This window comes from Acidimicrobiia bacterium, assembly GCA_035651955.1.
Taxonomy (GTDB): domain Bacteria; phylum Actinomycetota; class Acidimicrobiia; order IMCC26256; family JAMXLJ01; genus JAMXLJ01.
In genome coordinates this window covers 15,244-33,557 of sequence record DASRES010000074.1, presented here as the reverse complement: position 1 = coordinate 33,557, position 18,314 = coordinate 15,244, and the positions used below count along the sequence as shown (strand labels likewise).

The following is an 18,314-nucleotide window of genomic DNA, read 5'->3' as shown; positions in this document are numbered from 1 at the left end:
TTCGACTATCTCGTGCCCGACGCGCTCGACGCGCGCGTCGCGGTCGGCACGATCGTGCGCGTCCCGCTCCACGGTCGGCGCGTGCGCGGCTGGGTCGTGGCCGACGACGTCGCGCCCGAGACGGAACCCGAGCGGCTCCGGCCCATCGCGGCCGCGGTGTCGGCCGGCCCGTCCCGCGAGCTCGTGGACCTGTGCCGGTGGATCGCGTGGCGGTGGTGCGGGCCGGTCACCGCGTTGTTGCGCAGCGCGTCGCCGTCCAACATCGTCCCGCCCGAGGCCGTTCCGATCAGCGAGGTCGGCGTGCACCCGGTGGTCGACGCGCCGGCCGGTCTCGACGGCATCGCGGACGCGCCCGTCGGGCTCGTCGCGTGGCCGCCCGCGTCCGACCGGCGCGCGCTCGTCCGGTCCCTCCTCGCGCCCTCGGGCTCGACGGTTGTCGTCGTGCCCGAGGGTGTGCGCCTCGGGTCGCTCGTCGGCGCGCTCGAGCGCGACGGGCGCTCGGTCGTCGTCGTGCGCGGCGACCAGACGGGCGCCGAGCGCACCCGCGCGTGGTCCGCAGCCCGGCGGGGCGCGTGCGTCGTCGTCGGCGGTCGCGTCGCGGTGCTCGCGCCCGTACCCGACCTCTCCGCGATCGTCGTGCTCGACGAGGGCGACGAAGGTCTCGTCGAGGAGCGTGTTCCCGCGTGGCACGCCCGCGACGTCGCGATCGAACGCGCGCGACGCGCCCGCGCGCGCGTGACGCTCGTGAGCCCCGTGCCGACGGTCGACGCGTGCGTCGCGGCGACCGCGTTCGCCCGCCCGAACCGGGCGCTGGAGCGCGACGGGTGGCCGGTGGTCGACGTCGTCGACCTGCGCGACACGCGACCGGGGTTCGGGCTGCTGTCCGAGACGCTCGCCACGCGGTTGCACGAGACGATCGACCGCGACCGGCGCGCGCTGTGCGTCGTGAACCGGAAGGGTCGCGCCCGGTTGCTCGCGTGCGCCGCGTGTGGCGAGCTCGTGCGGTGCGAGCGGTGTGGTGCCGCGGTGGGCGAGACCGACGGCGGGCTCGTCTGCCCGCGGTGCGACGAGCCGCGCGCGCGCCTCTGCACCCGGTGCGGCGGGACACGGATGCGCGTCGTGCGCGCCGGCGTGTCCCGGCTGCGCGACGACCTCGCCGCGCTGTTGCCGCGCGCGACCGTCGCCGCGGTCGACGCGGCGACCGTGCACGTGCCCGACGCCGACGTGCTCGTCGGCACGGAAGCCGTGCTGCACCGGGTGCGCGGGATGCCGGGTCGGCGCCCGGGTCTCGCCGCGTTCCTCGAGCTTGACCACGAGCTCCTCGCGTTGCGGTACCGCGCCGCGGAGCAGGCGTTGTGGCTCCTCGCCCGGGGCGCGCGTGCGGTCGGGCCGGACGGCCGGCTGCTGGTGCAGACGCGGGTCCCCGACCACGAGGTGGTACGCGCCGTCCGAGCACGGGATCCCGAGCTGGTCCCGGGCGTCGAACGCGAACGGCGGCAGCTCCTCGGGTTCCCGCCCTTCGGTGCGCTCGCCGAGGTCTCGGGCGCCGGCGAAGCGGTCGACGCCGCCGTCGCACGCCTCCCGGACGCGCACGTGTCCGTGCTCGGCCCGACGCCGACGCGCGCGGGCGCACGCGCGCTCGTGCGCGCCGACGACGTCGCCACGCTGTGCGACGCGCTCGCCGTCGCGGCCGCGGACGGTCGCCGTCACGGCCGTCTGCGCGTAGACGTCGACCCGCTGCGCGTCTGACGGGCACGCGCGAGGCCGCTGGTACCCTGAGCTCGTGGCGACGTACACCATCCGGAAGTTCGGCGATCCCGTGCTGAAGCAGCGCTCGCGCGAGGTCGAGGAGATCGACGGCGCGCTCGCGCGGCTCGTCGACACGATGTACGAGACGATGTACGACGCGTCGGGCGTGGGGCTGGCCGCGCCGCAGGTCGGCGTCCAGCGGCGGCTGTTCACCTACGACGTCGGCGAGGGTCCCGAGGTCCTCATCAACCCCGAGATCGTCGAGAGCACCGGCGAGTGGGAGTTCGAGGAGGGCTGTCTCTCGATCCCCGGCTACGCGTTCGAGGTCGTCCGTCCGCGCGTCGTCACCGTTCGCGGTCTCGACCTCGAAGGCAACGAGAAGACGTTCGAGGCGGACGACTACCTCGGGCGTGTCATGCAGCACGAGCTCGACCATCTCGACGGCGTCCTGATGCTCGACCGCCTCGAGCCCGACGTGCGCAAGCAGGCGCTCCGCACGATGCGCGAGCGCGAGCTGCTCGGCGAGGCGCCGGCGCGCCACAACGGCACGCCGGGTCTCTAGCCGCGAGGACGCGGGCGGCTCACCGTGCGCGTCGTGTTCCTCGGCACGCCGGCCGACGCGGTCCCGCCGCTGCGGGCACTCCACGCACACGGACACGAGATCGCGCTCGTCGTCACGCAGCCCGACCGCCGTCGCAGTCGTCGCGGCGGCGACGAGCCGAGCCCCGTCAGCGTCGCCGCGCGGGAGCTCGGGCTCGACGTGCGGACGCCGGCCAAGGCCGGGGAGGTGGTCGACGAGGTCGCGGCGACCGGCGCCACGCTCGGTGTGGTCGTCGCGTTCGGACAGCTGCTCCCGACGCGCCTGCTCGACGCGCTTCCGAACGGCTTCGTCAACGTGCACTTCTCGCTGCTGCCGCGATGGCGAGGTGCGGCGCCGGTCGAGCGCGCCATCCTCGCGGGCGACGACGAGACGGGCGTCTGCATCATGCGGATCGAGGCCGGGCTCGACACCGGCCCGGTGTACGCGCGCCGCGCCACGGCGATCGGGCGCGAGGAGACGGCCGGCGAGCTGCGCACGCGGCTCGTCCAGCTCGGCACGGACCTGCTCGTCGCCACGCTCCCCGCCGTGCCCACGACGACGCCCGTGGAGCAGACCGGCGAGCCGACGTACGCCGACAAGCTCACCGTCGACGAGTTCCACCTCGACCCCCGGCGGCCGGCCGACGAGCTCGCCCGTGTCGTCCGAGCCGGCAACCCTCGCCCGGGTGCGTGGTGCACCATGGAGCGCACGCGGGTCAAGGTGCTGCGCGCGCACGTCGCCGACGAGCCGGTCGACGCGCCGGTCGGCTCGCTCGCGCGTGACGCGATCGTCACGCCCGCGGGTGCGCTCGTGCTCGAGGAGGTGCAGCCCGAAGGGCGTCGCCCGATGCCCGCGCGCGCGTGGCTCGCGGGACGTCGCGTCGACGGCCCGATCGCCGTGACGTGACGTCTCGCTCTGCGCGCGACGTCGCCCTCGACGCGCTCGTGCGGATCGAGGACGGCGCGTACGCCAACCTGCTCCTGCCCGCGATGTTGCGCGACACGCGGCTGGCGGCCCGAGACCGCGCGTTCGCGACGTCGCTCGTCTACGGGACGGTGCGGCGCCTGCGGGCCCTCGACCACCTGCTCGGCATCGCCCTCACGCGGGCCGTCGAGACCCTCGACGCGCCGGTGCGCGCCGCGCTGCGGATGGGCGCCGCCCAGCTCGTCGACGGCGTGCCGGCGCACGCGGCGGTGTCCGCGACGGTCGACGCCTGCGCGCGTCGGGCACCGCGCGCCCGCGGGTTCGTGAACGGCGTGCTCCGGACGGTCGCCACGCTCGGGCCCCCGTGGCCGTGGCCGGAGGGCGACGACGTCACGTCCGTCGGCATCCGCACCTCGCACCCGGACTGGATCGTCGCCCGCCTCGTCGACGACCTCGGGCGCGACGACGCGCTCGCGCTGCTCGCCGCCGACAACGACGTCCCCGCCCTGACGCTGCGGCCGAACCCGGTCTGGACGACACCCGACGCGCTGACGCGCGAGCTGCTGTCCGCGGGCGCCGACGTGTCGCGCGGCGCGCTCGTCCACGACGCGCTCGTCGTGCGGGGGATCGGCGACCCCGGCGCGCTCCCCGCCGTCGTCGAAGGTCGAGCGACGCCGCAGGACCAGGCGAGCCAGGCGGTCGCCGCGCTCGTGGGCGCAGGACCCGGCGAGCACGTGCTCGAGGTCGGGTCCGCGCCCGGCGGAAAGGCGACCGCGCTCGGCGAGCGCATCGGCGACGACGGCCTCGTGGTCGCGCTCGACGCGAACCCCCGCCGGACGCAACTCGTCCGGACCGCCACCCGCCGCCTCGGACTGCGCCGGGTCCGCAGCGTGACGGCCGACGGGCGCGCGCTGCCGTTCGCACCCCGCACGCGCTTCGACCGGGTGCTCGTCGACGCCCCGTGCAGCGGGCTCGGCGTCCTGCGCCGCCGTCCGGAGGCGCGCTGGCGGGTCCGGCCCGCCGACGTCGACGCCCTCGCCACGCTGCAGCGTGAGCTCGTCGGGCACGCGGCGACGCGCGTCCGGCCCGGCGGCGTGCTCGTCTACTCGGTGTGCACGGTGACGCGCGCGGAGACCGTCGACGTCGACGAGTGGTTGCGGCGGAACGCGCCCGGCCTCGAGCCGACAGCTCCGCCCGGCGGACCGTGGCGACCGTGCGGCCGCGGCGCGCTCCTGCTCCCGCAGGACGCCGGGACCGACGGGATGTTCGTGCTCACGCTGCGATCGGTAGGGTCGGGTTCGTGACCCGCAAGCTCGCGCCGTCGATCCTGTCCGCCGACTTCGCCCGCCTGGCCGAGGACGTCGAGCGCGTGCGCGACGAGGCCGACCTCCTCCACGTCGACGTGATGGACGGTCACTTCGTGCCGAACCTGACGATCGGCCCGCCCGTCGTCGCGTCGCTGCGCAAGGACACCGACCTGTATCTCGACTGCCACCTGATGATCGACAACCCGGGCGTGCTCCTCGACGACTTCGCCGAGGCCGGTGCCGACAGCTGCACCGTGCACGTCGAGCTCGGCGACCCCCGACCCCTGTTCGACCGGATGCGGTCGCTCGGGATGCGGGTCGGGCTGGTCCTCAACCCGGAGACCGCGTTCGACGCGGTCGTCCCGTACCTCGACGAGATCGACATCCTCCTCGTCATGAGCGTGCACCCGGGCTGGGGCGGCCAGGCCTTCATCCCCGAAGTGCTCGACAAGGTGCGCGCCGCGCGGCGCGAGATCGACGCGCGCAACCTCGCGGTCGAGGTCGAGATCGACGGCGGGATCAGCGTCCACACCGCGCGTGAGGCCGCCGACGCCGGGGCGGACATCCTCGTCGCGGGCAGCGCGATCTTCCACGCTGACGATCCCCGTGCCTCGGCCCGCGAGATCCGTCGCGCCGCGTGGCCCGACGCGGGTTGACGTGCGCACGTTCGCGGCGAAGGTGCTGACCGTCTCGGACGGCGTGGTCGCGGGGACCCGGGAGGACAAGTCGGGACGCGCGCTCGTCGACCGGCTGCGTGCCGAGGGCTGTGACGTCGTCGAGCACCGTGTGGTCCCGGACGGCGTCGAGTCCGTGCGCGACGCGTTGCGGGAGCTGACCGACGGGTTCGCGGGCCTGGTCGTCACGACGGGCGGGACCGGCTTCGGCCCACGCGACCTGACGCCCGAGGGCACGCGGGCCGCCGTCGAGCGCGACGTCCCGGGCTTCGCGGAAGCGATGCGCGCCGCGAGCAACCGTCCCGGGCAGCCGTTCGGGATGCTGTCGCGCGGCGTGTGCGGCACCGTCGGCGCCGCGCTCGTGTGCAACCTGCCCGGGTCGAGCCGCGGCGCGCTCGAGTGCCTGGACGTCGTGCTCCCCGCGGTGCCGCACGCGCTCGACCTGCTGGCGGGCGGACACCCGCACTAACGCACTCGCGTGCCGGGCCGGACGGCCCGGCCGGTCAGATCCCGGGGTCGGCGGTGCCGGTCGGCGGGACGGGCGGCGCGGGCGTGTCGCCGATGCCGCGCAGGGGGGTCACGCCCGGGTGGTCGGCCAGCGCGGGGGTCTTCGACGCGCCCGTGGCCGAGCCGCCGAAGCGCGTGTAGCGCGCGGCGCGGCGCGACGCCATGGCGGCGAGCGCCTGCTCGGTCGTCGTCGCGCGTTCGATCGCCTCGGCCAGCTCCTCGCGGCTGCGCAGGATCCGGACCTGGCTCGACGGGGGATCGGCCGCGAGCTCAACCGACTGCGGGTCGATCTGCTCGAGCGCCGGGCGGCGGCGCGCCCAGAGGACGAGCATCGCCGCAACCACGACGACGAACACACCACCCGCGGCGACGGCAATCAACATCGCCATCACTCCTCTGACGTGCTCCGGTGCACCGAACGGGTTGCGAGTGCCTTGTTACCCGATCGGGAGGCCGCTGTCCCGTCAGCTCCGAGTCTTTTCCTCGTCATTGTGATGACGCGCGTCGCGCGTGACAAGCGATCCATCGCGACGCGCGCCCGCGCGATCGCGCGCGTGACGACAGGTCGTTCGCTCGGCGCGAGACCGCGCCGGCGGAGTCTCACCGCTCTGTATCTGATTGTCCGTCAGGTTCACTGGCGGTATCCTCGATATCCCAGATCACACAAGAGCAACGGCCCTCGGGGTTGGGTGGAAGTCCCGACCGGCGGTAGCCGCGACACTGGTCGCGGGAGCCCGCGAGCCCACGGCAGCCAGCCGTGCGGTCGACCAGGTGCCGGGCGCCGCACCGGCGGCGGCCGAAGTCCTGGGCCGACGGTCACAGTCCGGATGGGAGAGGGCGCAGACGTGGCCGCACGTGGCCACTGCGCGCTGTTCCCGCGCCTTCCCGCAGGGTCGGGAGGAACCAGTGCCCGCAGCGGGGGACGCAGGACCCGAGACCGACGCCCGGCTCATGGCGCGCGCGGTCGACCTCGCCCGCTCCGTCCGCCGCCACACCGCGCCGAACCCGTGGGTCGGCGCCGTCGTCGCGCACGGTGACGAGATCGTCGGTGAGGGTGCGACGTCGCCGCCCGGCGGGCCTCACGCCGAGATTCACGCCTTGCGCGCCGCCGGTGCGCGCGCCCGCGGCGCCACGCTCTACACCACGCTCGAGCCGTGCTCGCACCACGGCCGCACGCCGCCGTGCGTCGACGCGGTGCGCGATGCCGGGGTGGCGCGTGTCGTCGTCGCGCTCGAGGACCCCGACCCGAACGTCGCCGGACGCGGGATCGCCGTCCTGCGCGACGCGGGGATCACCGTCGACGTCGGTGCCGGCGCGCACGACGCCCGGGCGTCGTTGGCCGCGTACCTCCACCACCGCCGCACGGGGCGCGCGTATGCGCTCTTGAAGACGGCAACGAGCGTCGACGGGCGCGTCGCCGCGGCCGATGGCACGTCACGCTGGATCACGGGTCCGGACGCCCGCCGCGACGCGCACGAGCTACGTGCCGACAGCCAGGCCGTGCTCGTCGGCGCGGGGACCGCGCTGGCGGACGAGCCGTCGCTGACGGTCCGCGACGTCGACGACCCGCCGCGCGTCGCGCCGGTGCGTGTCGTGGTCGACGCGCGCGGTCGGGTCCCGGCCACCGGTCCGCTGTTCGACACCGCGCTCGCACCGACGCTCGTCGTCACGACCGACGCCGCACCCACGCGCGCCGTCGACGCCTGGCGGGCCGCGGGTGCCAAGGTCGAGCTCGTCGAACCGTCATCCGCCGGGGCCGGCGTCGACCTGGCCGGGACCCTCGCGGTGCTCGGTGGGCTCGGCGTGCTGCAGGTCCTCGTCGAAGGCGGCCCCACCGTCCACGCGTCGTTCCTGGAGGCCGGGCTCGCCGACGCCGTCGTCGCGTACGTCGCACCCGTCGTCATCGGCGATCGCGGGCGTCCTGCGTTCGCGCTGCCCGGAGCGGCGACGATCGGCGATGCGTCGCAATGGCAGCTCACGTCGGTCACGCGCGTCGGCAATGACGCCCGGCTCGACCTGACGCCGACGCCGGGAGCCATGGACTGATGTTCACCGGCATCGTCGAGGAGCTCGGGCGCGTGCGACGCGTGGACCACCACGACGGCGGCGCGCGGCTCGAGATCGGGTGCGAGCGTGTCCTCGACGACGCACAGGACGGCGCGTCGATCGCGGTCAACGGCTGCTGCCTCACGGTCGTCGGCGTCGGCGACGGCTGGTGGGCGGCCGACGCCGTCGTCGAGACGCTCGAGCGCACCTCGCTCGGCGGCCTGCGCGCCGGTGATCCCGTCAATCTCGAACGCCCCGTCCGCCTCGCCGACCGACTCGGTGGCCACATCGTGCAGGGCCACGTCGACGGCGTCGGCACCGTCGCCGGCCGGGAGCCGCTCGACGACGGGTCGACGCGCGTGACGATCACCACACCACCGGGACTGCTGCGCTACGTCGTCGAGAAGGGCTCGATCACCGTGGACGGCATCAGCCTCACAGTCGCCGCGCTGCATGGCGACGGCTTCTCGGTCGCCGTCATCCCGCACACGCTCGCGGTGACGACGCTCGGCACCGCGCGGCCGGGTGACCGGGTGAACCTCGAGGTCGACGTGCTCGCGAAGTACGTCGAGCGACTGCTCTCCGCATCTGCGTAGGGCGCAACGGAAGGACCGACGATGCCGTTCAGCAGGATCGAGGACGCGATCGAGGCGATCGGGCGCGGCGAGATGGTGATCGTCGTGGACGACGCCGACCGCGAGAACGAGGGCGACCTCATCATGGCCGCGGAGCGCGTCACGACCGAGGCGATGGGCTTCATGGTCCGTCACACGAGCGGCGTCATCTGCATGCCGATGCTCGGCGCGCGGCTCGACGAGCTGCAGCTCCCGTTGATGGTCGCGAACAACACCGAGCACCACCGCACCGCCTTCACGGTGTCGGTGGACGCGCGCGTCGGGACGACGACCGGGATCTCCGCGGCCGACCGCACGACGACCGTGCACACGCTGATCGAGAAGCGCACCAAGCCGGACGACCTGATGCGGCCGGGTCACATCTTCCCGTTGCGGTACCGCGAGGGCGGCGTGTTGAAGCGAGCGGGGCACACCGAGGCCGCGATCGATCTCGCGCGGCTCGCCGGGTGCTACCCGGCCGGGATCCTCGCCGAGGTCGTCAACGACGACGGCACGATGGCCCGTCTGCCGCAGCTCGAGGCGCTCGCGGCCGAGCACGGCCTCCTGATGATCTCGATCGCCGACCTCATCCGCTACCGACGCCACCAGGAGAAGCTGGTACGGCGCGTGTCGGAGGCGCGCATCCCGACGCGCCACGGCGACTTCACCGCGTACGTGTTCGAGTCTTTGCTCGACGGCGTGGAGCACATGGCGTTCGTGCGCGGCGAGGTCGCGGGCAAGCAGAACGTCCTCGTGCGCGTCCACAGCGAGTGCCTCACCGGCGACGTGTTCGGGTCGATGCGGTGCGACTGCGGCGTCCAGCTCGACCTCGCGTTGGCGCGCATCGCCGAGGAGGGCGAGGGAGCCGTCGTGTACCTGCGCGGCCACGAAGGCCGTGGGATCGGGCTCGGCCACAAGATGCGCGCGTACAACCTGCAGGACCGCGGGCGCGACACGGTCGAGGCGAACGTGGAGCTCGGCTTCCCGGTCGACAAGCGCGAGTACGGGATCGGGTCGCAGATCCTCGTCGATCTCGGCATCACCACGATGCGGTTGATGACGAACAACCCCGCCAAGTACGGCGGTCTCGACGGGTACGGGCTCGAGATCGTCGAGCGCGTCCCGCTCAGCACCGTGCCCAACCAGGAGAACATCGCGTACCTGCGCGCGAAGCAGGAGAAGCTCGGTCATCTCCTCGACCTCGGCGACGAGGGCCTCGGGACGAGCTGACGCATGGGTGAGTATTCGCCGGCGAGCGAGCTCGACGGGCGCGGGTTGCGCGTCGCGGTCGTCGCGGCGCGCTTCAACGACCACATCACGAAGCCGTTGCTCGACGGCGCGCTCGGTGCGCTCCGCGACGCCGGTGTCGACGACGACGTGCCCGTCCACTGGGTGCCGGGCGCGTTCGAGATCCCGATCGTCGCGATGCGGCTCGCGGCGACGCACGGGTACGACGCCGTCGTGTGCCTCGGCGCCGTGATCCGCGGCGACACGCCGCACTTCGAGTACGTCGCGGGGGAGTGTGCCGCGGGGATCATGCGGGTGTCGCTCGACACCGGTGTGCCGTGCGCGTTCGGCGTCCTGACGACCGACGACCTCGACCAGGCGCTGGCCCGGGCGGGCGGCGCGGAGGGGAACAAGGGCGCCGAAGCGGCCTGCACGGCGATCGAGATGGCAACGTTGCTGCGCCGTCTGCCCCATCCCAGGACCGGAGGCTGAGAGAGGACATGTTGCGGCTGGTGCTGCCGAAGGGGACACTCGAGCGCGCGACGCTCCAGCTCTTCGAGGAGGCCGATCTCGCCGTCGAGCGGTCCTCCGAGGTCGACTACCGCGCGTCGATCGACGACCCGCGCGTCGAGGACGTCCGCATCCTCCGGCCCCAGGAGATCCCGCGCTACGTCGCCGGCGGGCTGTTCGACGTCGGCATCACCGGGCGCGACTGGATCGAGGAGACCGGCGCGGACGTCGTCTCGCTCACGCAGCTGCACTACTCCAAGGCGACCGCGCGCCCGATCCGCATGGTGCTCGCGGTCGCCGGTGACTCACCGGTCGCGTCGGTGACCGACCTGCCCGACGGCGTGCGCGTCCACACCGAGTACCCGGAGCTGACGCGCCGCTACTTCGAGAAGCACGGCGTCGACGCGCACGTCACGCTGTCCTACGGAGCGACCGAGGCGAAGATCCCCGAGATCGCGGACGCGGTGATCGAGATCACCGAGACGGGCCGCGCGCTGCGCGCCGCCGGACTCAAGATCGTCGACACCGTGCTCACGTCGTACACGGAGCTCATCGCGAACCCCGAGTCGCACGGCGATCCCGCCAAGCGCAAGGCCATGGAGCAGATCCAGACGCTGCTCACCGGCGCGCTCGAGGCCCGTGGCCGGGTGCTCGTGAAGCTGAACGTCGACGAGCAGCACCTCGACGGCGTCGTCGCGCTGTTGCCGGCGTTGAAGGCGCCGACGGTGTCGAAGCTGTTCCGCGTGGACGCCTACGCCGTCGAGGCGGTCGTCGCCAAGTCCGAGATCAACACGCTCATCCCCGCGCTCAAGGACCACGGCGCGACCGGGATCATCGAGCTGCCGATCTCGAAGATCGTCCACTGATGCCGGAGCGGCGCGGGCGGGTCGAGCACTTCGACGAGCGCCGCGGCCGGGGCGAGATCGTCGACGGCGACGGCACCCGCTATCCCTTCCACTGCACGCGCATCGCCGACGGCACCCGGACCATCCCGACCGGTGCGCCCGTCACGTTCGACGTCGGGCCGGGCCCGCTCGGGCAGTGGGAGGCGATCGAGATCCGCCGGGCGTGAGCGCGTCCATGCGTCGCCAAACGTCGCTCTTCGACGACGAGCGACGCATGAACGCATGGGGCTTCACGGTCCTCTGACACTGCGGCCGTACGCTGCTCACGCGCGCGGCGGATGCTCGGTCGTCGGTCCCGTCCGGGGAGGTCCATCGTGCGACGTGCAGCCACCGCGCTCGCCGCGGTCATGTCGGTCACCGCGCTCGCCGCGTGCAGCGGTGGCGGTTCGACGAGCGCGTCGAAGACGAAGACGGCCGCCGCCTCGGCGAACGACGGGATCCACAAGATCCAGCACGTCGTCGTGATCATGCAGGAGAACCGGTCGTTCGACTCGTACTTCGGGACGTTCCCGGGCGCGGACGGCATCCCGATGCGCGACGGCCAGCCGACCGTCTGCGTCCCCGACCCGCAGAAGGGCGACTGCGTGCGCCCGTACGCGGACCACGCGGACGTGAACGGCGGCGGCCCGCACAGCGCGGCCAACGCGACCGCGGACGTCAACGGCGGGAAGATGGACGGCTTCGTGGCCCAGGCCGAGGCCGGGCGCAAGGGATGCCTCGACCCGACCAACCCCGCGTGCACGAACTCGGCGACGCCCGACGTCGTCGGGTACCACACCAGGTCCGACATCCCGAACTACTGGACGTACGCCGAGGACTTCGTGCTGCAGGACCACATGTTCGAGCCGAACGCGTCGTGGAGCCTGCCCGAGCACCTGTTCCAGGTGTCGGAGTGGTCGGCCGCGTGCACGCAGCACGACAACCCGGGCAGCTGCCGCAACGCGCTCCAGTCGCCCGGGCTCCCGCCGGACTTCGCGGCGAAGCGCAACGCGAACGTCGCGGCGCGGCGGCCGCCGATCTACGCGTGGACCGACCTCACGTACCTGCTCCACAAGGACGACGTGTCCTGGGGCTACTACGTGCTGAACGGCACGGAGCCCGACTGCGAGGACGACGCCGCGGAGTCGTGCGCACCCGTCCCGCAGAACGCCAAGACGCCCGGCATCTGGAACCCGCTGCCGTACTTCGACACCGTCAAGAGCGACGGGCAGCTCGGCAACATCCAGTCGCTCGACAACTTCTACGCCCAGGCGAAGAAGGGAACGCTCCCGGCGGTGTCGTGGATCGCGCCGTCCGGATCGGTGAGCGAGCACCCGCCCGCGAAGGTCAGCGCGGGGCAGACGTACGTCACGAGTCTCGTGAACGCGGTGATGCGCAGTCCCGACTGGTCGTCGACCGCGATCTTCCTGGCGTGGGACGACTGGGGTGGGTTCTACGACCACGTCGTCCCGCCGACGGTCGACGAGAACGGCTACGGGCTGCGCGTCCCGGGCATCGTGATCAGTCCGTACGCGAAGCGCGGCTACGTCGACCACCAGACGCTGAGCTTCGACGCGTACGACAAGTTCATCGAGGACGACTTCCTGCACGGCCAGCGGCTCGACCCGCGCACCGACGGCCGTCCCGACCCACGACCCACCGTGCGCGAGGACGTGAAGATCCTCGGCGACCTCGCGAGCGACTTCGACTTCACCCAGAAGCCACGTCCGCCCGTCCTGCTGCCCGAGCGACCGCAGACGACGCTCACGGAACGAACGGGCGCGCGCGCCCCGTAGACTCCTGCGCTTTCCCGATGGAGCACGAGGAGCGGCGGAGCATGCCGGACGACGAGACGGGCCAGCCGAAGCGGTCGTGGAAGGACCGGCTGAAGTCGGCCGCGCAGACCGCGACGGAGAAGGGCAAGGAGCTCGCCGACCAGGCGAAGACGACCCTCGGCGAGCAGCAGGCCAAGCGGGTCGAGCAGTGGAAGGACGACCCCGAGACGCTGTGGTTCGGGCAGAGCCAGGACGCGGCGTCGAAGGCGACGGGCGTGTCGAAGGCCTTCTACCGGATCACGAAGGACCGGATCTGGATCGAGAGCGGTGTGCTCGGCGTGCGCTCGGAGTACGTCCCGATGTGGGCGGTCAAGGACCTCGACGTCCGCCAGAACGTGATGCAGCGGGGCAAGGACGTCGGCGACGTCGTGCTGTGGCTCGAGGACCCGTCGCTGGCGGCGGGCCAGGCCGGTGCGTTCGGCCTCTCGGGCGCGGCCGAGATGTCGGGCGGTCACACGAGCGGCGAGGTCGTGCTCGACAACATCGACGGCCCGTACCAGGTGCGTGAGCTGCTCATGCCGCTCGTGAGCGAGGCCCGGCAGAAGAAGCTCGTCGAGCGTCAGACGCAGTACATCCACCAGGTCAACCCGGCCGCCGCCGCACCCCCGGCCGCCGCGGCTGCGCCCGCCGCGCCGGTCGACGTCGCCGATCAGCTCCGCAAGCTCGCCGACCTGCGGGACCAGGGCGTGCTCACCGAGGACGAGTTCCAGGCCCAGAAGGCAAAGCTGCTCAACTAACCACCGTTGTGGTGACGGGCCCGGTGGTGCGCGGGACCGCGCTCGCCGCTCCCGCTCAGGTTGCACGCCGAGTTGACGAACGAGACGTGGGTGAACGCCTGGGGGAAGTTGCCGACCAGGCGCTTCGCCGACGCGTCGTACTCCTCGGCGAACAGCCCGACGTCGTTCTGCAGCCCGCGCAGCCGCTCGAACAGCGCGAGCGCGTCCCGGCGACGGCCCATCATCGCGAGGTTGTCGGCGAGCCAGAACGAGCAGGGCAGGAACGCGCCCTCCCCTTGGGGCAGGCCGTCGACCTCGCCGGTGTCCGACGTCTCGTAGCGCGCGACGAACCCGTCGTGCACGAGCTCGCGCTGGATCGCGTCGACCGTCGACACGACCCGCTCGTCGCTCGGTGACAGGAACCCCACGAGCGGGATCATGAGAAGGCTCGCGTCGAGGTCCTTCGATCCGTAGTACTGGACGAACGCGCCCCGCTGCGCGTCGTAGCCCTTCTCGCACACCTCGCGGTGGATCTCGTCGCGCACCGAGCGCCACCGGTCGACCGGTCCGTCGAGATGGAACCGCTCGACCGCGTGGACCGCGCGATCGAACGCGACCCAGGCCATCACCTTCGAGTGGGTGAAGTGCCGGCGGGGGCCGCGCACCTCCCAGATGCCGTCGTCGGGCTTCTTCCAACCCGACTCGAGGAAGTCCATGAGCACGCGTTCGAGGTCCCACGCGTCGGCCGTCGGGTCGATGCCGTGGCGGCGCGTCTGGTGGAGCGCGTCCATCATCTCGCCGTACACGTCGATCTGGTACTGCCCCGACGCCGCGTTCCCGATCCGGACGGGCTTCGACCCCTCGTACCCGCCGAGCCAGTCGAGCTCGAGCTCGGGGAGTCGGCGCTCGCCCGCGGGCCCGTACATGATCTGCAGGTCGGCCGGGTCGCCGGCGACGGTGCGCAGCAGCCAGTCCCGCCACGCGGTCGCCTCGTCGAGGTAGCCCGCGATCATCAGGGCGTACAGCGTGAACGTCGCGTCACGCAGCCAGCAGTAGCGGTAGTCCCAGTTCCGTACGCCGCCGAGGCACTCGGGCAACGACGTCGTCGGGGCGGCGACGATCCCACCCGTCGGCGCGTACGTCAGGGCCTTCAGCGTGACGACCGAGCGCTGCACGTCCTCGCGCCAGTCCCCGTCGTAGGTGGAGCGCGCCGACCACTCGCGCCACCACTCCTCGGTGCTCGCGACCGCGCCGAGACCGTCGATCACGTCGTCGCACGTGAGGAACGACGGGCAGTACTGCAGCACGAACGGGACGTCGTCACCCGCCCGCACGTTGAAGCTCGCGACGGTCGTGCGCTCACCGTCCTCGTCCTCGCCGTGCGTGGGGACGTCGGTGCGCAGCACGAGCGCGTCGGGTCCCGCGACGCCCCGCAGGCAACCGTCGACGTTGCGGACCCACGGGGTGATCGACCCGTAGTCGAACCGCATGACGAGCTGCATGCGCATCCGCACGGTGCCGCGCAGCCCGGTGACGATGCGCACGACCGAGGGGTACTCGCCGCGCGTCGGCATGACGTCGGTGACGCGCACGTCGCCGTCGACCGTGTCGAACTCGGTGTCCAGCACGAGCGTCCCGGGCCGGTACGCCCGACGGGTGCGGCGCACCTCGGCCTCGGGCGTGATGATCCAGCGGCCGTTGGCGCGGTCTCCGAGCAGCGCCGCGAACACCGCGCCGGAATCGAAGCGGGGGAGGCAGAGCCAGTCGATCGAGCCGTCCCGACCGACCAACGCCGCCGTCCGGGTGTCGCCGATCAGGGCGTAGTCCTCGATGCGCTGGGACATCGCGCCATTGTCTCGCGTCAACTGGAGGCGTCCGGACGCTCCGTCGTCTGCGACACCTGCACGAAGGCGAGGCGAAGCTGCGCGACCGCGTCCCGCAGCGGGACGGCGTGCTCGCCGAGACGGTCGCCGAGACGGTCGCCGAGCCCGTCGACGAGCGCACCCATCGCGTCGATCGCGAGCGAGGCCTGGGCGAGGTCCGGCGGGGCCTCGCCACCGAGGCCCAGGTGCAGGACGGCGAGCTGCCACATCCCGATCGCGTGGTTGGCGACGATGTCGGCGACGGGCGTCCGCGCCAGCCGCGCCATCGCCTCCCGCATCTCGGCATCTTCGGCGTGCGTGGTCGGCTGCTCACGTGCCGCGTCGTCGGCCTGCTCCGCGACGGCGGCGTCGTCGGCCGCGGTGCCGGCCGGCGGGGCGTCACGGACGTCCCGTTCGGGCTCGTGCTCGCCGTATGGTGTCCAGAGGCTGCTCACGCTGGTAACCTCGCTCACTGCAACACGTCACACCAGTTGCCCACATCAGTCACATGGGAAGTGGGTCGAACCGGTCCCCGGGGCGCACCGCGCACCCGCCACGCCGATTCTTCCCCACCCGGCCCCCTCACCACGGTCACGTGGTCCCGCGGGCGTCCGGGTTCGTTGGTGCTCAGGCCCCGGCCTCCGCGCGGCGGACGCTTCCCGTGTCCGCCGCCTGCTCGTTCGCAGGCGGTCCGTACGAGAGAGGTGATGCTCAGATCGCTGCTGCGAACGAAGCCAGGATCAACGACCGGATCCGTGCCCGCGAGGTCCGTCTCATCAGTGAATCGGGTGAGCAGCTCGGGGTGAAGCCGCTCCCGCAGGCGCTCCAGATCGCCCGGGAGCAGGAGCTCGATCTCGTCGAGGTCGCACCGAACGCGAACCCGCCCGTGTGCCGGATCATGGACTACCGGCGCTACCAGTACGAGCAGCAGCAGAAGCGGAAGGAGTCGCGCCGGCGGGCCACGAACGTCGTCATCAAGGAGATGAAGTTCCGGCCCAAGATCTCCGGTCACGACTACGAGACGAAGATGAAGAACGTCGAGCGCTTCCTCGGCGAGGGCAACAAGGTGAAGCTCACGATCATGTTCCGCGGTCGCGAGATGGCTCACCCGGAGCTCGGGCTGAAGATCCTCAACCGGATCGCCGAGCAGGTCGCCGAGATCGCCGTGGTCGAGTCGGCGCCCCGCCAGGACGGCCGCAACATGACGATGGTGTTGCACCCCAACAAGAGGCCGACCGCCAACGCGGCGCCCCGTCGCGCCGCGCGTGGCGAGGAGCCCGCCGAGACCGCGCCCGCCGCCGCGGACGCGACAGGAGCACGCTGATGCCGAAGATGAAGACCCACCGTGGCGCCGCGAAGCGGTTCACGATCACGGGGACGGGCCGGATCCGCCGGCGCAAGGCGTTCCGCTCCCACCTGCTCGAGAAGAAGCCGACGAAGCGGACGCGCCGGCTCGGGCGCCCCGCCGAGGTGACCGGCGGGGACCGCAAGCACGTCGAGCGCCTGCTCGGTCGGTAGCTCGGCCGCTCCGCACGATCGCGTCAGACGGGAAGACGAAGCGCAGGCGTGGCCGGAGGCCGGGACGCCGGAGCGGAGTCGACCAATCAGACCGGAAGACGAAGCGCAGGCGTGGCCGGAGGCCGGGACGCCGGAGCGGAGTCGACCAAATAGGAAAGGATCACGACGATGGCCAGGGTCAAGCGCTCGGTCCACGGCAAGAAGCACCGCCGGGCCGTGCTCGAAGCGGCCCAGGGGTACTCGGGTGCGCGCAGCCGCAGCTTCCGCAAGGCCAACGAGCAGGTCATGCACTCGCTGCAGTACGCGTACCGGGACCGTCGCGCCCGCAAGGGCGAGTTCCGTCGGCTGTGGATCGTGCGCATCAACGCCGCGTGCCGCGAGCACGGCATCAGCTACTCGCGGTTCATCGCGGGCCTGAAGGCGGCCGACGTCGACGTCGACCGGAAGGTGCTCGCCGACCTCGCGGTCCGCGACGCGGGGGCGTTCGCCAAGCTCGTCGCGACCGCGCGCGAGGCGCTCGCAGCCTGACCGCGTCGCCGCGCACGCCGCCGCTCGGTCCGCGGCACCACGAGATCCGCGAGCTGCGCGCCCTCGTCCGCGACGGGCGCGCCCGTCGCGGACGTCGCGCCGTCGTGCTCGAGGGGGCTCGGCTCGTCGACGGCGCGCTCGACCGCGGTGCACCGCTCGTCGCCGCGTACGTCGATGCTGCCGCGACACGCGGCGCTGACCGCCGGTTGCTGGACCGACTCGCCGATGCGGGCGTCGCGACGCGCGTCGTCGCGCCGGGGGTCCTCGAGCGCGTCGCGTCGACCGTCACGCCGCAGCCCGTGGTGGCGGTCGCGACGTGGCGCGACACGTCGCTGCACGACGCGACCGGCTGTGCCGACGCGGGCGCGCCCGTCGTCGTCGCCGTCGACGTCGCGGATCCCGGCAACGCGGGGACGATCGTGCGCAGCACCGAGGCTGCCGGGGGTGCCGGACTAGTGTTCTGCGGCAATTCGGTCGACCCGCACAACCCCAAGGTGCTGCGCGCGTCGGCCGGTGCGATCTTCGGTATCCCGGTCGTGGAGGGCGAGGACCCGGTGCACGTGCTCGACGCGCTCGGCGCGCAACGACGTCGGAGCGTCGCGGCCGTCGCGCGTGGCGGCGTGCCGTACGACGCGTGCGATCTGCGCGGTGGCGTCGCGATCGTCGTCGGCGGCGAGGCCCGTGGGCTGCCCGATGCGGTCACGGCGCGGGTCGACGAGCGGGTCACGATCCCCATGGCCGGACGGGCGGAGTCGCTGAACGTCGCGGTCGCGTGCTCGGTGCTCGTGTTCGAGGCGGCGCGCCAGCGGCGCGCGGGTCGTGAGGCGTGACGA

Annotated in this window: 21 protein-coding genes; 18 read left to right on the top strand and 3 right to left on the bottom strand. The window is 72.8% G+C overall.

Features of this window, described 5'->3' with window-relative positions; all coding sequences use genetic code 11:
* The 6 genes from VFC33_16320 to VFC33_16295 form a co-directional block, all read left to right on the top strand.
* A partial coding sequence (locus tag VFC33_16320; protein HZR14805.1) for a hypothetical protein occupies positions 1–1,749 on the top strand: 1,749 nt, incomplete at its 5' end.
* A 34-nt stretch (positions 1,750–1,783) separates the two neighbouring features.
* A complete protein-coding gene (gene def / locus VFC33_16315) occupies positions 1,784–2,311 on the top strand; it encodes a peptide deformylase (protein HZR14804.1) in 528 nt (175 codons plus the stop codon).
* Between the two features lie 24 nt (positions 2,312–2,335).
* Complete coding sequence (gene fmt, locus VFC33_16310; protein HZR14803.1) at positions 2,336–3,235, top strand: methionyl-tRNA formyltransferase; 900 nt, start codon at positions 2,336–2,338, stop codon at positions 3,233–3,235.
* Positions 3,232–4,557, top strand: a complete 1,326-nt coding sequence (locus VFC33_16305; protein HZR14802.1) for a transcription antitermination factor NusB — start codon at positions 3,232–3,234, stop codon at positions 4,555–4,557. The genes fmt and VFC33_16305 overlap by 4 nt, the downstream gene beginning before the upstream one ends.
* Entirely contained in the window at positions 4,554–5,216 is a 663-nt protein-coding gene (gene rpe, locus VFC33_16300; GenBank protein HZR14801.1) for a ribulose-phosphate 3-epimerase, read from the top strand. The genes VFC33_16305 and rpe overlap by 4 nt, the downstream gene beginning before the upstream one ends.
* A 1-nt stretch (position 5,217) precedes the next feature.
* Positions 5,218–5,703, top strand: a complete 486-nt coding sequence (locus VFC33_16295; protein HZR14800.1) for a MogA/MoaB family molybdenum cofactor biosynthesis protein — start codon at positions 5,218–5,220, stop codon at positions 5,701–5,703.
* 34 nt (positions 5,704–5,737) lie between these two features.
* Here VFC33_16295 and VFC33_16290 read toward each other — a convergent pair whose 3' ends face one another.
* Positions 5,738–6,130, bottom strand: a complete 393-nt coding sequence (locus tag VFC33_16290; GenBank protein HZR14799.1) for a hypothetical protein — start codon at positions 6,128–6,130, stop codon at positions 5,738–5,740.
* A 517-nt stretch (positions 6,131–6,647) separates the two neighbouring features.
* Here VFC33_16290 and ribD point away from each other — a divergent pair.
* From ribD to VFC33_16250, 8 genes are all read left to right on the top strand, one after another.
* Entirely contained in the window at positions 6,648–7,787 is a 1,140-nt protein-coding gene (ribD, locus tag VFC33_16285) for a bifunctional diaminohydroxyphosphoribosylaminopyrimidine deaminase/5-amino-6-(5-phosphoribosylamino)uracil reductase RibD (GenBank protein HZR14798.1), read from the top strand.
* The gene (locus VFC33_16280; GenBank protein HZR14797.1) at positions 7,787–8,383 is read left to right on the top strand and encodes a riboflavin synthase; all 597 of its coding nucleotides are present in this window, start codon (positions 7,787–7,789) and stop codon (positions 8,381–8,383) included. The genes ribD and VFC33_16280 overlap by 1 nt, the downstream gene beginning before the upstream one ends.
* A 21-nt stretch (positions 8,384–8,404) precedes the next feature.
* Positions 8,405–9,631 carry a bifunctional 3,4-dihydroxy-2-butanone-4-phosphate synthase/GTP cyclohydrolase II gene (locus VFC33_16275; protein HZR14796.1) on the top strand — a complete coding sequence of 409 codons (1,227 nt, stop codon included), beginning with the start codon at positions 8,405–8,407 and terminating at the stop codon, positions 9,629–9,631.
* A gap of 3 nt (positions 9,632–9,634) precedes the next feature.
* The gene (gene ribH / locus VFC33_16270) at positions 9,635–10,120 is read left to right on the top strand and encodes a 6,7-dimethyl-8-ribityllumazine synthase (GenBank protein ID HZR14795.1); all 486 of its coding nucleotides are present in this window, start codon (positions 9,635–9,637) and stop codon (positions 10,118–10,120) included.
* A gap of 8 nt (positions 10,121–10,128) precedes the next feature.
* A complete protein-coding gene (gene hisG / locus VFC33_16265) occupies positions 10,129–11,004 on the top strand; it encodes an ATP phosphoribosyltransferase (protein HZR14794.1) in 876 nt (291 codons plus the stop codon).
* Positions 11,004–11,210 carry a cold-shock protein gene (locus tag VFC33_16260; GenBank protein ID HZR14793.1) on the top strand — a complete coding sequence of 69 codons (207 nt, stop codon included), beginning with the start codon at positions 11,004–11,006 and terminating at the stop codon, positions 11,208–11,210. The genes hisG and VFC33_16260 overlap by 1 nt, the downstream gene beginning before the upstream one ends.
* A gap of 147 nt (positions 11,211–11,357) precedes the next feature.
* Positions 11,358–12,818 (top strand): alkaline phosphatase family protein, encoded by a 1,461-nt coding sequence (locus VFC33_16255; GenBank protein ID HZR14792.1) that lies wholly within the window; start codon positions 11,358–11,360, stop codon positions 12,816–12,818.
* A 41-nt stretch (positions 12,819–12,859) separates the two neighbouring features.
* On the top strand, positions 12,860–13,594 hold the full coding sequence (locus VFC33_16250; GenBank protein HZR14791.1) for a PH domain-containing protein: 735 nt from the start codon (positions 12,860–12,862) through the stop codon (positions 13,592–13,594).
* Here VFC33_16250 and VFC33_16245 read toward each other — a convergent pair.
* Positions 13,591–15,417, bottom strand: a complete 1,827-nt coding sequence (locus tag VFC33_16245) for a glycoside hydrolase family 15 protein (GenBank protein ID HZR14790.1) — start codon at positions 15,415–15,417, stop codon at positions 13,591–13,593. The two genes, VFC33_16250 and VFC33_16245, sit on opposite strands and share 4 nt — an antisense overlap.
* 17 nt (positions 15,418–15,434) lie before the next feature.
* A complete protein-coding gene (locus VFC33_16240) occupies positions 15,435–15,890 on the bottom strand; it encodes a hypothetical protein (protein HZR14789.1) in 456 nt (151 codons plus the stop codon).
* Between the two features lie 53 nt (positions 15,891–15,943).
* On the opposite strand from VFC33_16240, the gene infC reads away from it, so the two are divergent.
* From infC to VFC33_16220, 4 genes are all read left to right on the top strand, one after another.
* Positions 15,944–16,759 carry a translation initiation factor IF-3 gene (infC, locus tag VFC33_16235; GenBank protein HZR14788.1) on the top strand — a complete coding sequence of 272 codons (816 nt, stop codon included), beginning with the start codon at positions 15,944–15,946 and terminating at the stop codon, positions 16,757–16,759.
* Positions 16,759–16,953 carry a 50S ribosomal protein L35 gene (gene rpmI / locus VFC33_16230; protein HZR14787.1) on the top strand — a complete coding sequence of 65 codons (195 nt, stop codon included), beginning with the start codon at positions 16,759–16,761 and terminating at the stop codon, positions 16,951–16,953. Before infC ends, rpmI begins: the two co-directional genes overlap by 1 nt.
* Positions 16,954–17,121: 168 nt before the next feature.
* Positions 17,122–17,481: a 50S ribosomal protein L20 gene (gene rplT / locus VFC33_16225; GenBank protein ID HZR14786.1), complete on the top strand. Its 360-nt coding sequence runs from the start codon at positions 17,122–17,124 to the stop codon at positions 17,479–17,481.
* Positions 17,482–17,585: 104 nt separating this feature from the next.
* On the top strand, positions 17,586–18,311 hold the full coding sequence (locus VFC33_16220) for an RNA methyltransferase (protein HZR14785.1): 726 nt from the start codon (positions 17,586–17,588) through the stop codon (positions 18,309–18,311).
* Positions 18,312–18,314 lie beyond the last annotated feature (3 nt).